Raw genomic sequence first — 12,571 nt, 5'->3', positions numbered from 1 at the left:
CAATTACTGCATCCTGCTAAGATTTCTTTGATCTTCTCTGTCCGCTTCTTCCATCTTGCGAATGTATCGCTTCAATTCCTCTTTATGAGCTTCTAGTTCACTTAATCTCACAGCAGCTCCTTCAACAAAAGACTGCATCTTGAAAGTTAGCACCGATGCTGATGTCCCTACCCAATCCTGCTGCATCCTTCCATGAATCGTACGCATCTTCTGTTCCTGTTGTATAAGCCGTTGCTGCAATTGTTCGCATTGTTGAACGGCTCTTCGTAAATCCGACAGAGATACGGATATTCTGCCCATGTCCACTTTCCTCCTGTTAATCTATCTATATAAATCCCATTATTATTGTTGCTGATCAGCGATTACAAAATCTTCTCTCTTTCGTTCAATATAATCTGCAATCTCACTTATGGACTCTTGGTACCAACGGTTAATTTGTTGCAAAGTAGCTGTTGCATTATAAGCAATCGGTGTAAAAGACTGACTTTCGCTCGTTGCTATATGCGTCTGGAACATCTGAATAGAAGCTTGTGCATCGTTGGAAAATCCGCTCAAACTCAGTCTCATTTCCCGAGCAGACTGCGCTAATTCTTCCGGTGTTAATTGAATCTTACCGCCACCAGAACTACCTACTCCGGATATAAACGAAGCTACTGCACCAGACATCACATTAGAGAACACAGCCATTGCTTTCTGATGTGCAGTCCATCTTGGAGAAATATCAAGCGTCTCTCCCGTACTCCGATCGATTAACGGGCCAATTAAGTTGCCATCCTTATCAAACTCATATTGCTTCATGGAGTGGTACCCCTTGCCTTCGTCCTTCGAGAAGGAATCCAATAATCTAACGATATTTCCAATGTACAGCTTATCTAGATCTATATCTATTCCAACGTCATGAACCAACATCGGCGAGCCTGCACCGAGAGGTTGAAAAGGGACCTTTAACTGTAATTGAAACTTCCAGTTCTGATACATCGCATTAGCGGTGTCAAAATCCTGTCCCTTGTACACCGTAAGTCCAACGTGCCTGTCATATTCACTTACTCCGCCAGCTCCTACAGAATCACTCGGATGAACCACATTAACCATTTTGTTGTCAAAGTGACCTTCATTCACCTTAGCCAAACTTATATCATCCAGCAGATTCATTACACTTGGAGCACTGTACGTCATACCAGACACATCATGACGAGCAGCTACATATTGAGCCAAACCACCACCAAGAGAATGGCCTGTTAGCGAAATATCTGAATCAGGATAAGCCTTCTGTACAGCCTCATACAATTCTTCAGCTTGATGAAACTGATTGTTTTCCCAACTTGAATTATCCATCAAGAGTTTGAATGGACTATTTTTGAAGATATTATGACGCTCTGGGTCGGTTATGGAATCTTCAAGCCTTCTCGTTCTGCCCCCTACGACATCCAAAGCATCCGTCTCCCAGTCCGCGATTTTATCTGTCAACTTCCCTTCCGGTTCAGTCCCGCGATAACCGATGACAATCTGATCTGTAAGATCATTCTTTAAAACAACTGCGTCGAACCCAGACTTTCTATGCAATTTTGCTCCATCTGGCTCAATCACTTTCCAATTAGCCGAATCCAATGTATCAGGGTAATCTCCTTCATTCAAATTAAGATAGGCCAGTTCCGAAATTTCCTTATATGTTTTATCAGTTATATAGGTATCCATAAAAACTCCTCTCTGTTTACTGAACTAAAAAGTTAAAGTATATTTATAAAGTGTTAAGCTCACATATATAGGAGGTTGAAGAATATTTTTAAAAATATTCAATATGTATCTATTTCACTTATAATCTTAGCCCTTATATTGGGAGGTTGTAATTCTATGCCGAATCAAGACAAAATTATTGAAGAAGCAACTCAAGTGGGTCATCAATACTTTATTGATCACTATAATACTGAAGTGGAATTCACTGATCATAAATTTATGCCAAAAGATCTTAGTCACAATATCAGTTTGAGTGGACATGTTGAAAATAATAAAGAAACTGAAATCACCATCCTTATTGATTATGACACGTTCGAAGTTCAAACAGCCGTTGTACCGAAAGAGTTACTTGACAAAAAAATCAAGTAGGTTCCAGTAAGGAGTAGTGGTTATGCTCAATATTAAATTTCGTACACCTCTAACCCTATTAATAATGATTAGTTTAAGTATCACTGTATTTTACGGTTGCATATCGAACGAGCAAAAAGAAATTGTACAAAAAGCCGAAATCGCAAGCCTAGCTTATTTTAAAGAAACCTATGGAATTGATGTTGAGTTTACAGGCCACAAGTTCATTCCGTCTGACTTGTCTCATACGGTGTCACTGACAGGGTACGTAACAGGAAATAAGACCCAAGAAATATTTGCAATGGTGGATTATGATACTTATGAAGTCAAAACAGGCTCAGTGCCCGAAGACATCAAACCTCTTAAGTAGTTTATAAGAAATTTAACTTTTAAAACTTTAGGGCCTTGTACAGATACATGGCTCTTTCATATGTAATAATAGGGATTTCATAGCCTAATCTTATCCTCTTTTTTCCAAAGAAGTAGAATCATTATAGTCCATCTTCTGTGAATCGTGTATACGACATCTAAGAAATGAGCACAAAGTCTTTATAAATTTCAGGCATTAAATCTTACACATTATAAGTTATAGGACGTTGTTACCAGAATAATCTTAGCAATTTGCATAAATATGTGAAAGTAACGATTTATAACTTTGTCAGGCAGCGCCGCTCTATATACATCTTTACACTCGTCACTGCCTCTAGACTAACGTCGCTCCGGCTTCTCCCGTATTCTCTGCCTCACCTCTTCATTCCACCCACAACGATACCCAAATGAACACGCTAAATAACAAGACTGGTGCAAGTGCGCCTGTGGCTAATATGATCCAAAGTGTCGTGGGCTTGATCCTTTGGCAGTATGCATCGACCTTGCGCATCCGATCTTTACGCCATTTGACGAACCTGAGCTGTCTGACCATCCGACTCAGAACTATTTGCCGCTGCTCGCCCTCTTCGAATTCATCGATCGCACGCCGCAACTCCTCATATAATTGAGTCTCTTCCTGCCCAGTTACTGTAGGTGTAATCATCTGATCCTTCCTCCCCTTGAGAACATTATTGAGATACAGCCTCTCACCTATTCGAACCATCATTAATACGCCTGTATTCTAGTCACTACCCACCTAACTAAACCACTACTTAAATAACACATTACAGACCTTCAAGGTTTGAAGTTTTTTCAAAAAATGAACAACCCAAAAAGCCCGGGCATGGCCCGGACTTCGTTGAATCATGCTAGAACTATTTAACTGAGTGTTATTTAGCTCGCGTTAGGGATCAATGCATTCAGGCATACTGCACCCTGTGCACGCACATTAACGACAATAATCGGCGTATCCAACATGTCGTGCATCCAGGACATATACTCTTCTACTTTTTCGTTCGGAAGGATCGTCAGAATAACTCCTGCGAATCCACCACCATGAATACGACAAGCGCCATCACCCAGGTTTTGCAGATAATTCTCGGTCAGTGCCAGCGCGATGCCAATCTCCTGTTCCTTCACAGCACCACTCTGATATACATTCTGCAACCACTTCCATGACGAGTTACCAGACGCCGTAATCAGTTTCAAGAAATCAGCAAACCGTCCATCACGCAACGCCTGAACCTCACCATCGACACGATTATTTTCTTCCAGGAAATGAAGCGCACGCAGCACGGCACGATCCCCAGCCGCTTCACGAACCTTCTTGAGGTTGGCGTAGATTGCGTCTGCCGTAATTTCCCGAACATACTCACTGCCCAGAGCCTGAGCAACCGCTCTCATCTCATTGGGCACAGCCGCGTAATCTTCCGTCAGATCGGCGTGGTTGCCACCTGTATTCACAATGACCAATGAGTAACCGTTCTGTTGGAAATCCCATTGAACAGGCTCGATAACCGGCTGTGCAGGATTTTCAAAATCAATAGAAATCAGTCCGCCATATGCACAAGCCATCTGATCCAGCAGACCGGAAGGTTTGTTCCAATAATGATTCTCCGCATACTGACCGATTTTGGCCAAGGTTACAACATCCAGTGCTCCATCGTTATAGAAATGATTCAAAATCGTACAGATCAGCATCTCAAATGACGCCGAGGAACTCACCCCTGATGCCGAGAACACGTTACTTGAGAGATACGCCTGGAAACCGCCTACCTTATATCCGAACTCTCCAAATCCCGCAGCCATACCGCGAATCAATGCTGTTGTGCCATCGTCTTCGGTATTTGGCGTGAGATCCGTGAGATCAATTACATATTTCTTGTCATAACCTTCTGAATAAAAGGTAATAACCGAATCCGCAGTTGGTGCTGCCACTGCAATCGTATCCAGCGTAATGCTACCCGCCAGCACTTTACCATGGTTATGATCCGTGTGATTGCCGCCAATCTCGCTGCGTCCTGACGCGCTGAACAACTTGCTTCCTTCTTGTGCGCCAAAGTACTCTTCGAATGTTGCGTTCAGCTTCGTGTAACGTGCAGTCTGTTCCTCTACTTGTGATTGTCCATACATTTGGGCAAGCAGCGCTTGGCCCCTCGTGGATTGGATCAGATTCAATGGTTGTGTCGTCATTAATAATCCTCCTATGGATATGCAGCTTTTATTTTTAGACTATTGGTGAACATGGTTGTCGCGTCTGTTTCATGCCTTATTCCTATCCCATTATCTCAGCTTCGTAGCGGAAAAGGTAGGGTAGAATTGAAAGTTTGTAAGCGTTTTGTGAAGTTATTTCATGTAAAAATAGGATTGAAAACCATTTTGTAATAACTTAAATTTGGTATAAGTGAAAACACATTATTTCCCAACCTCGAAGTTGCTAGGTTTTATATCTTATTGCTGGAGGGAACGATGAAAATCAAGTCGAATTATACCAAGTTATTCGGTGCATTTTCGCTTACATTTTTGGGTGATGGACTTACACTGGCTGCGGTTCCTTGGCTCATATCAACCCTTACAAGCGATACGTTGTATGCCTCTGTCACCATGACGGCACTTCGTTTACCCTGGCTTCTCTTCAGTCTACCTGTAGGTGTCCTCATCGACCGTTACTCACGCAAACATATGCTGATTGGGGCAGGCTTTACGCGAATGATCCTACTGCTTGTCCTGACGTTATGTATCTGGGGAGGATGGGTGAGCATTCCGATTCTGGCACTGTTCATGTTTGGGATTGGCCTGAGCCGAGTTGTATTCGACAGCACGGTGCAGACGGTCATCCCACAACTGGTAGATGAGAGTAAATTGGAGAAAGCGAATGGGCAGTTCACCGCCGGACAGTTAATCACAAGTGATATTCTTGGCGTTGCTCTGGGAGGGTTCATCATAACCCTGCATATTGTTTTTCCTTTTGCCATAGACGCCGTAACAGCTGTTATTGCTCTGCTCTTTTTAATTAGTTTGAAGGGAAACTTCTATCCAGGGGATACGGAAACAACCAAGAGAGAAGTTCGCCCGATGAAGAATTGGAAACGCGAGATGTGGTCCGGTATTCAATATGTCTATCATGATCGTTTTCTCCGCGGATTAGCCATTCTATCTGTCACCATTACGCTGATGTATTCGATTATCCTGGCTACTCAGATCTTTTTTGTACGAGATGTGCTTCAGTTGGATGCTTTTGCATTCGGTATGCTCATCTCCATTGCAACAATCGGCAGCATTGTGGGGAGCCAGGCTGTTGCTTATATGCGCAAGAAATGGAGTACAAAACAATTGATTATCTCTTCCATTTTGTGCATGGGAATCATCTACGGTGTGGTGGGTTTAACCATGAATGCATATATGGTAGGCAGTCTGTACTTCTGTGCTGCATTTTTCATTATTGTCTACAATGTTACCCGTTCCTCCATCCTGCAACGTTCCGTTCCTAATGAGATGCTTGGCAGGGTTGGAAGTGTGTTTCGCTTTCTATCCTTTGGCATTAGTGCCATCGGTACGCTGCTCGGCGGATTATTGGTGCGGGTTAGTGAAACGACTTTTGATCGCGTATTCTCGCTCCAACTCCCTTATCTCTTGTTAAGCCTGATCTATATCCTGTCTGGTCTGGTGTTCGCAATGAAGATGAAGAATCATTCAGAGAGCCAGCAGCGTAACATCAACGCTTGACTGTTACGTTAGGTCATACTTGATAATGATCTCAAGCTTACATGAAGGAGAGATTAAGGATGAAGATTACCGCGTTACGCTCAGATCAAATCTATGAGGAGATCATCCAGGCTGCACCCGATGAGAAATTGGAGTTATACCGCGAGCGAATGATGAGTCCATTCATGAACAAATGGAACATTCAACAGATACCGTTTCGCTCTCAAGAGCCTCACGGCTTCGATGTGATCATGATGAATAACTTTATGAATATTGCTCCCGCAGATATCACACCTGAGATTAACGAATCTTTAGCAGCGATTTCGTCTGAAGCATTTTGGCAACAGTGTCATGAAGCTGTCCGTAGGAGTCTATCGACCTTTACAGATCACGGGATTGAGCTATCGGTCTCCGAGTATCTATATACGATTTTATTAGGCGATAAGAACAGCCCCTCACTCATGATGAACGAAGGTATTAGCGGAGATGGTGGAATCCCGGGTTATATTATTGCGAACCTGATCCCCAATGGGTATACTCTACCTCGTATGCAATCCGTGTTAGCCCATGAATGCAATCATAATGTGAGGTATCAACATATCCAGTGGAGTCCGCAGATTACGCTTGGCGAGATGGTTGTTAGCGAGGGGTTGGCTGAGAGCTTTGCGACATCCCTGTATGGAGAAGAGTTGTTAGGACCCTGGGTAGTCAAGACCGATATGGAAACATTGAATAAAGTTATCAAACCGAAGATGAAAGATCAGTTGCATGTCACTGGTTTTGACCAGATTAATCCGTATCTATACGGCGATGAACTTGCCAAACTGCAAAATTTCACGCCCGTAGGTATGCCCTATGCGGCTGGCTATGCCTGCGGTTATCACTTAATTCAATATTATCTGAACAAAACAGGTACACCGATTACCGAAGCCACCATCACTCCGGCAAGTGTCATCCTTGCTGAAACAAAGGAATTTTGGAATGAAGACACCCTATTTCACCGTTAAAGATATCATCCAGATTACAGGCGTCACCAAACGCGCATTACATTATTACGATAAAACGGATCTATTGAAACCGAGCAAAGTCGAGGACAATGGCTATCGGTATTACGATCAAGAGGCACTGGGGAATCTGCAAATGATTCTGTTGTTCAAAGAAATGAATTTCTCATTAAAAGACATTGCAGCCATGATGCAACTTTCCAAAGACGAACAGAAAGATATCCTGAGAGAGCATCGTAGTACACTCGTTCAACGCAAACAAAAGCTCGAAACCATCATCGACCAGTTGGACGAGTATGTGGATGGGAAAGATATTGTTCATCTTCATCTGTTTGACGACTCTTCCATTCTGCCCATCCAAGAACAATATGAATCCGAGGCGAAGTTCATCTACGGAGATACCGAGAAATATCAGGAATTCGAAGCTAATGTGAACCAACTGTCTGTGGAAGAACAAGAAAAAGCCTACCAGCATTTCTCGGTCAACATGGAGCAGGTATTTCGGGAATTGGCGAAACATCAGGATCTGTCCCCTACTTCTGTTGAGGTGCAAGCGTTAGTGCGTGAATGGAAGAGTTGTCTGGAGCAGTTCATGGTATGTGATGATGAGATTCTGAGATGTATTGCAGAAGCCTATACGACGGATCGTCGATATGTGGGTTATTTCGATCAGTTTGGTGATGAGGAATTTTTGAGCTTTTTGTATCAAGCGATTATGGTTTTTATACAATCGGCATCGAACAGATAAGCTTTCGAGTGAAAAGAAGTCCCCCATACTTCGCCACAGATGTGTCTCGATTCGTGGATTAACCTCACAGAGCGCCCGTAGTCCTTCCGGCTGTGTGATATACAGATAATCTCCTGCGAGCATTCGTACCTCTGCTCCACGTTCTGCTGCCCGTTTCAAATACGGAGCAAGCAGCTTCACACCAGACTGCATAATAAAGGAAGTCATAATATGAATCCCGGACGCATGCTGCATACGAGAAATGAGTTCGTCTGCCAAGTTATCTGTAATGAGTTTAACGTTAAGCTTCGTCGACATCGATCAGATACACCCGTTCCTGGAATCCACCGCGCTCCTCGGCCTTATCCGCCCGCAGCTTATCGAGTTGTGCCCCATTCGCCCCATGTACCTCCGCCAGGGCTCGGATTACCTCCAGCATGTCTGCCAATTCTTCCAGCGCTTCCTGATCGCTTGCTGCTTTTACATACTCATCCGATTCTTCTTGCAGCTTCGTTCTTAACTCTTGCTTATACTCCTCCAGGTCCAGAATGCGTGTGCGGCATTCCTTACCGCTGGATGTGATAATATCCGGAATCTTGTCCCTCACCAATTTGTTATATGTAGGCATGTGGTATAACATAATTTCTGTTCTTGAAGTCTCCTAGCATCAATCCAGAATCTCCTTTGTTGCCATTGTGGAGAGATGGGTTGATTTAATAGAAAATAATTAACAAACACACCAACGGGCACGTCGTCAACAATGCCGCTGTAAAACTGATCTGTGCCGCGACTCGTCCTCCGGTAAACTCTTGCCGTGAAAAGAACATCCAGATCGAGAGGTACGTAGCGCTTAGTGGGAATGAAATTATCCCGCTAAACGTACTCGGTTCCATATACCCAATCATCATGCTTTTACCAATTAGGATTAGAGTAACCAATTCCAATATAGATAATATGAAAAACACGGTAGCAATTACTCTTTTCAAAATGTACACCTACTTTCCAGATGCAAAGCAAAGAGTATCCTTTGTAATCTCTGCATCATATATCCTTTATTTGGATGATGTCATCTTGTAACCGTAACATAGATTAATCAAGCATTTAACCCTGAGAAGCCACTTAAAAAAATAAATTTTACTCTGATGAATTATTCATTAATCTTGCGTGTAACTCGTCCAATATCTCTTCTGTTCGTTGAAAAAGCTTTTCGATGTTGTCCAGTTCTATTGGCTGGTCATCTAGGTAATCCGCTAGGGATGACATATGTTGCATCGTGCCGATGAACAAGGCAATATCTAGTCCGGGTTCAGTCTCCGTATGCACTAATGGTAAGATTTCGTTCATCGTGAGTTCCTTAGGTGGATGTACTGAATGATACTTATGGATATAAAGCGCCTTAATCATGGAGGCTAGAGCCCAATCACATAGAATCAGGCAGGTTTTAAACTGATTGTGATTACACATGATAGCAGCAAGTTTGATGTGATACTGAGCATGTTGGTGATAGTCCATGATTGTAGTATGTAGCTTATGGTAAGCCAGTGTGTATCTGGACTTAGGTTGTATGGAGAAATCGCGGTCTTGTGAACGTGAGGTAAAATCTACTTGGTGATTACAATGTGCTTCGGTTATGGACCAATTTCTTGCCATTGTCATCCCTCCAAAGAGTTAATACCAATATTATACAACAAAATAAATACCCAAAGATATAATCATTAAAAATTATACGATCTAAATGGTCGTGTTTAGCCCCTATAATCTTGTCTACACTTTTACATATAGGGGGTGCATAGTTTGGAAGATAGAAAAATTTTAAAATTAGTCGGTGCACGAATTAAAGTTTTAAGGAAAGATAAGGGACTATCACAGGAGGCACTTGGAGAAAAAGGTGGATTCCATTTTACATACATTGGACAAGTTGAACGTGGAGAGAAGAACGTTTCTTTAATTAATCTTGGTAAAATTGCAGAGGCGTTGGATGTAAATGTTTCTCAACTTTTTGCTTATGTGAATGATGAAATTGAATTAACAGAGACGGATATCATGATTCAAGAAATAGTGGACATGTTGAGAGATGCATCTTTAGATAATATCCAATTATCTAGGAACATACTAAAAGAGATACTGAAGAGTTACAGGACAAATCAGAAATAAGGCAAAGCAACCGTTTAACCGGTTGCTTTGCCTTTGTTTTTACGTCATTTTGACATATTCAGATAGCTTTCGTTTTTCTACAAGTAGGGTAGCTGCTACATCCCCAATATTCCGCCCCAGCTTTATTCTTACGTTTAACCATTACAGCACCACAACTACATTTGATTTCTATGTATTTTTTTAATGTTCAAAGTTAAAGTCCCAACTAGATAAAGTCATCCCAACTATCTACAGGTTCGTACTCAATATGAATTTGTTTAGTTCTATACAAACGGCTATTTACCCATGAAGCCTTCTCTTGATTAAATAAACAATAATTTTTCCCATTTCCTAATGCACTACCGTATGCTAGACCTTCAAATTTAAGATGTTTTGCTAACTCAGCAACATATTGAGTAGGTATATAATTAAAATATTTTGTTTCTTCTTCTACAGGCTTAGAGAGTTCCATGTTTACTATATTAGTTAATGAATAAAGCTGATATTGCTTAAAAAGTGTCTTGCCATAGAATGTATTGTTGTTAAATGAAGAGATACGGATATTATCTTCAATTTTCACAGTAGCAACGGAAACTTCTTTTCCTTTATAAGGTCTTACTTCTGCAATTGCAGTTTCTAAGTTTTCGGCTAAATATAGATAGGGGATTCCCTTTGGATTGATTCTTCCCTCAGAAGCTAAGTGTTTGGGAGGATTCATGATTTGGTCGCCTTCATATGGTGCACTACCATACTCATTTACTGCCTTACCAAGTCTCGCACGAAAAAGGGTTTCTTCTCCGTTTAAATGCATTTCATTAGTTTGGAGTATTTCAATAAGAGATTCCTTTAATTTAGCGTCAATTCCGAAACCAAACCGATTACCATGTTTAATGTTTTCTTTAAATTTATTCCAAGTGCTAATTATATCGTCCTCTAACTTGACGCTAAATTTCCCATCCAGCAATTTTCTACCTATGGATTCACGAAATAATTTATATATTAGTTCTTTCGCAGCTGTTGGTGATATAGTTACACTTAATAGGTCGATTTGTTTGGTAAAGAACCTTTCTAGTTCAAAGCCTGAATCATTCGCTCTAAATTTATGAGCAAAAATGAACATATTTTCATCAAAAAAGCTATCTTGTACATCAAGTGTTCGAACGCCTTGAGATGTACAAAATGAACAGTTATTAATTATCCCTTTTTCTTGAATATGTTTTTTAAAGGGTTCATAGTTAAAACAATTTTCACAGCAAACTATCATCAAAATATTCCTCCTGCACAAGTAAATGGAATAACAACTAACAGGTTTATTATAACACATGGGTCAGCACTTCCCCCTGCTCATCCAGTTGCAATTCGTTGTGTTCTTCTTCCCCAAGCGCACCTTTCAGGGTAGCAATAATCTCATTACACGTTCGGATCTATGCCAACACTGCTGCCTTATCTTCTGTCTGTTCCCGTACAATCTTGAGCGCTCGTCGAGTCACCGCCGCCAAATATGTTTACAGCAGTTTACGTGCTTCTTCTGCGTCCAGCTTCTCAGTCCCAATGTTATACACATCCGGGTCCAGCGCCGAAATCTCATGTCTGGTGATTGTGTTGATAAGCTGTTCATATATGCCTTGTTTCATGAATGTACCTCGTGTGGGTGAGGATGGTTGTGGATATGTAGGTGACTTCATTACATGCTTGGTATTGGTAAATATGGTCTCTACTCTATTATCGTCCAGCATGGGAAAAAATTCATTAGTTGTTGTTTATATAAAAAAAGAGCACTCTCTACTGCCTATGAACGGCAGGAGCACTCTTCTTCATCATTCATACCTTGGATTCAAAGCATCTCTCCAAACGTCATCATCCACGAAATCAAGCTTTTTTTCACTAAAATAAGCTAGGGTCTCTTGCTCCAGATCATTCAAGATTTGGGGCCAATCCTTCTCGTTAGTTTCCTTGGATTCAAAATCCCCAACAATGTTCAGCCATCGATGATTTAACTGCTGATACTCCTCGATCCTGGTTTTGAGTTCAGGTGTTACAGGATACCTGGTTATGTCCAGTCTCTCGAACGTCATTCGCATGCGATGAAGTGTAGGTGGCATTACATCATCTTGACCTAGATCGTTTGTGAATAAAGATGCGGGTTTTACCAGCCAGTTAGCTTCTTCACTGAAATTTAGATTCATCAAGTTATACTTATCTATAATCTGCGTCATATTTGTAAAGTTGTAATAGAGCTGGCTAGCTTGTTCTCCATCCTCAACCATCTCGTTAGTTATTTTCACATTCTTAAGTATTCGGTCAAACAAAATATCATTATTTATAATCGCACTTTTCATATCAACCATATCTTGTCGTACATTCATCGTTAGATACTGTTCATACATTCTTTTTTCTTTATAAAAGCTATAGGTTAGAACAAGTAAAAATACAAAGCCAATGCAGCATCCAATCATTACAAATCGTTTCTTTAAAATCATGGCAATTTGTTCTCCTAAGATTTTATAGTAAGAAGCACCCCTACATTTGTCTGGTAGAAGTGCCTTTGAGT

15 protein-coding genes and 1 pseudogene are annotated in these 12,571 nt (G+C 41.3%); 6 read left to right on the top strand and 10 right to left on the bottom strand.

The genetic code is table 11. The features are described 5' to 3' along the window. Nucleotides 1-3: 3 nt before the first annotated feature. Nucleotides 4-300: a WXG100 family type VII secretion target gene (locus MKY87_RS20890; RefSeq protein WP_340965998.1), complete on the bottom strand. Its 297-nt coding sequence runs from the start codon at nucleotides 298-300 to the stop codon at nucleotides 4-6. A 42-nt stretch (nucleotides 301-342) separates the two neighbouring features. Continuing rightward, entirely contained in the window at nucleotides 343-1,695 is a 1,353-nt protein-coding gene (locus tag MKY87_RS20885; protein WP_340965997.1) for a lipase family protein, read from the bottom strand. 156 nt (nucleotides 1,696-1,851) lie between these two features. On the opposite strand from MKY87_RS20885, the gene MKY87_RS20880 reads away from it, so the two are divergent. Then, the gene (locus tag MKY87_RS20880; RefSeq protein ID WP_249911712.1) at nucleotides 1,852-2,103 is read left to right on the top strand and encodes a hypothetical protein; all 252 of its coding nucleotides are present in this window, start codon (nucleotides 1,852-1,854) and stop codon (nucleotides 2,101-2,103) included. 22 nt (nucleotides 2,104-2,125) lie between these two features. Further along, complete coding sequence (locus MKY87_RS20875; RefSeq protein ID WP_340965996.1) at nucleotides 2,126-2,452, top strand: DUF1433 domain-containing protein; 327 nt, start codon at nucleotides 2,126-2,128, stop codon at nucleotides 2,450-2,452. Nucleotides 2,453-2,833: 381 nt separating this feature from the next. Here the strand turns inward: MKY87_RS20875 and MKY87_RS20870 are convergent, their stop codons facing one another. Together MKY87_RS20870 and MKY87_RS20865 are read right to left on the bottom strand one after the other, a co-directional pair. Further along, nucleotides 2,834-3,115: a hypothetical protein gene (locus MKY87_RS20870; RefSeq protein WP_340965995.1), complete on the bottom strand. Its 282-nt coding sequence runs from the start codon at nucleotides 3,113-3,115 to the stop codon at nucleotides 2,834-2,836. A gap of 230 nt (nucleotides 3,116-3,345) precedes the next feature. Beyond that, nucleotides 3,346-4,644, bottom strand: coding sequence for a galactokinase (locus tag MKY87_RS20865; RefSeq protein WP_340965993.1), 1,299 nt, complete (start codon nucleotides 4,642-4,644; stop codon nucleotides 3,346-3,348). 276 nt (nucleotides 4,645-4,920) lie between these two features. On the opposite strand from MKY87_RS20865, the gene MKY87_RS20860 reads away from it, so the two are divergent. Genes MKY87_RS20860 through MKY87_RS20850 form a run of 3 tightly spaced genes read left to right on the top strand, consistent with a single transcriptional unit; the run spans nucleotide 4,921 to nucleotide 7,908 of the window. Then, nucleotides 4,921-6,177: an MFS transporter gene (locus tag MKY87_RS20860; protein WP_340965991.1), complete on the top strand. Its 1,257-nt coding sequence runs from the start codon at nucleotides 4,921-4,923 to the stop codon at nucleotides 6,175-6,177. 59 nt (nucleotides 6,178-6,236) lie between these two features. Continuing rightward, on the top strand, nucleotides 6,237-7,163 hold the full coding sequence (locus tag MKY87_RS20855) for a DUF2268 domain-containing protein (RefSeq protein ID WP_340965988.1): 927 nt from the start codon (nucleotides 6,237-6,239) through the stop codon (nucleotides 7,161-7,163). Then, the gene (locus tag MKY87_RS20850; protein ID WP_340965986.1) at nucleotides 7,138-7,908 is read left to right on the top strand and encodes a MerR family transcriptional regulator; all 771 of its coding nucleotides are present in this window, start codon (nucleotides 7,138-7,140) and stop codon (nucleotides 7,906-7,908) included. Before MKY87_RS20855 ends, MKY87_RS20850 begins: the two co-directional genes overlap by 26 nt. Before the next feature lie 280 nt (nucleotides 7,909-8,188). Here MKY87_RS20850 and MKY87_RS20845 read toward each other — a convergent pair whose 3' ends face one another. Together MKY87_RS20845 and MKY87_RS20840 are read right to left on the bottom strand one after the other, a co-directional pair. Beyond that, the gene (locus MKY87_RS20845; protein WP_340967504.1) at nucleotides 8,189-8,515 is read right to left on the bottom strand and encodes a nucleoside triphosphate pyrophosphohydrolase; all 327 of its coding nucleotides are present in this window, start codon (nucleotides 8,513-8,515) and stop codon (nucleotides 8,189-8,191) included. A gap of 506 nt (nucleotides 8,516-9,021) precedes the next feature. Beyond that, on the bottom strand, nucleotides 9,022-9,537 hold the full coding sequence (locus MKY87_RS20840; RefSeq protein ID WP_340965983.1) for a HEPN domain-containing protein: 516 nt from the start codon (nucleotides 9,535-9,537) through the stop codon (nucleotides 9,022-9,024). Between the two features lie 144 nt (nucleotides 9,538-9,681). On the opposite strand from MKY87_RS20840, the gene MKY87_RS20835 reads away from it, so the two are divergent. Then, the gene (locus tag MKY87_RS20835; protein WP_253505875.1) at nucleotides 9,682-10,041 is read left to right on the top strand and encodes a helix-turn-helix domain-containing protein; all 360 of its coding nucleotides are present in this window, start codon (nucleotides 9,682-9,684) and stop codon (nucleotides 10,039-10,041) included. Nucleotides 10,042-10,099: 58 nt separating this feature from the next. Here the strand turns inward: MKY87_RS20835 and MKY87_RS20830 are convergent, their stop codons facing one another. From MKY87_RS20830 to MKY87_RS20815, 4 genes and pseudogenes are all read right to left on the bottom strand, one after another. Further along, nucleotides 10,100-10,207 carry a topoisomerase DNA-binding C4 zinc finger domain-containing protein gene (locus tag MKY87_RS20830; RefSeq protein WP_340967503.1) on the bottom strand — a complete coding sequence of 36 codons (108 nt, stop codon included), beginning with the start codon at nucleotides 10,205-10,207 and terminating at the stop codon, nucleotides 10,100-10,102. A 39-nt stretch (nucleotides 10,208-10,246) separates the two neighbouring features. After that, nucleotides 10,247-11,284 (bottom strand): RES family NAD+ phosphorylase, encoded by a 1,038-nt coding sequence (locus tag MKY87_RS20825; protein WP_340967502.1) that lies wholly within the window; start codon nucleotides 11,282-11,284, stop codon nucleotides 10,247-10,249. Nucleotides 11,285-11,339: 55 nt separating this feature from the next. Continuing rightward, nucleotides 11,340-11,654, bottom strand: a pseudogene (locus MKY87_RS20820) (NgoFVII family restriction endonuclease); the annotation flags it as partial. Nucleotides 11,655-11,837: 183 nt separating this feature from the next. Further along, nucleotides 11,838-12,500 (bottom strand): hypothetical protein, encoded by a 663-nt coding sequence (locus tag MKY87_RS20815; RefSeq protein WP_340965978.1) that lies wholly within the window; start codon nucleotides 12,498-12,500, stop codon nucleotides 11,838-11,840. Nucleotides 12,501-12,571 lie beyond the last annotated feature (71 nt).

This window comes from Paenibacillus sp. FSL R7-0198 (assembly GCF_038000415.1).
Classification (GTDB): Bacteria; Bacillota; Bacilli; order Paenibacillales; family Paenibacillaceae; genus Paenibacillus.
Note: the sequence above shows the minus strand (reverse complement) of the source record. Positions and strands in the feature narration are given on the sequence as shown.

What these genes read in the sequence shown, in the direction of transcription:
- MKY87_RS20890 (WP_340965998.1), bottom strand. Translation starts at nt 300, where the DNA reads ATGGGCAGAATATCCGTATCTCTGTCGGATTTACGAAGAGCCGTTCAA.
- MKY87_RS20885 (WP_340965997.1), bottom strand. Translation starts at nt 1,695, where the DNA reads ATGGATACCTATATAACTGATAAAACATATAAGGAAATTTCGGAACTG.
- MKY87_RS20880 (WP_249911712.1), top strand. Translation starts at nt 1,852, where the DNA reads ATGCCGAATCAAGACAAAATTATTGAAGAAGCAACTCAAGTGGGTCAT.
- MKY87_RS20875 (WP_340965996.1), top strand. Translation starts at nt 2,126, where the DNA reads ATGCTCAATATTAAATTTCGTACACCTCTAACCCTATTAATAATGATT.
- MKY87_RS20870 (WP_340965995.1), bottom strand. Translation starts at nt 3,115, where the DNA reads ATGATTACACCTACAGTAACTGGGCAGGAAGAGACTCAATTATATGAG.
- MKY87_RS20865 (WP_340965993.1), bottom strand. Translation starts at nt 4,644, where the DNA reads ATGACGACACAACCATTGAATCTGATCCAATCCACGAGGGGCCAAGCG.
- MKY87_RS20860 (WP_340965991.1), top strand. Translation starts at nt 4,921, where the DNA reads ATGAAAATCAAGTCGAATTATACCAAGTTATTCGGTGCATTTTCGCTT.
- MKY87_RS20855 (WP_340965988.1), top strand. Translation starts at nt 6,237, where the DNA reads ATGAAGATTACCGCGTTACGCTCAGATCAAATCTATGAGGAGATCATC.
- MKY87_RS20850 (WP_340965986.1), top strand. Translation starts at nt 7,138, where the DNA reads ATGAAGACACCCTATTTCACCGTTAAAGATATCATCCAGATTACAGGC.
- MKY87_RS20845 (WP_340967504.1), bottom strand. Translation starts at nt 8,515, where the DNA reads ATGCCTACATATAACAAATTGGTGAGGGACAAGATTCCGGATATTATC.
- MKY87_RS20840 (WP_340965983.1), bottom strand. Translation starts at nt 9,537, where the DNA reads ATGGCAAGAAATTGGTCCATAACCGAAGCACATTGTAATCACCAAGTA.
- MKY87_RS20825 (WP_340967502.1), bottom strand. Translation starts at nt 11,284, where the DNA reads ATGATAGTTTGCTGTGAAAATTGTTTTAACTATGAACCCTTTAAAAAA.
- MKY87_RS20815 (WP_340965978.1), bottom strand. Translation starts at nt 12,500, where the DNA reads ATGATTTTAAAGAAACGATTTGTAATGATTGGATGCTGCATTGGCTTT.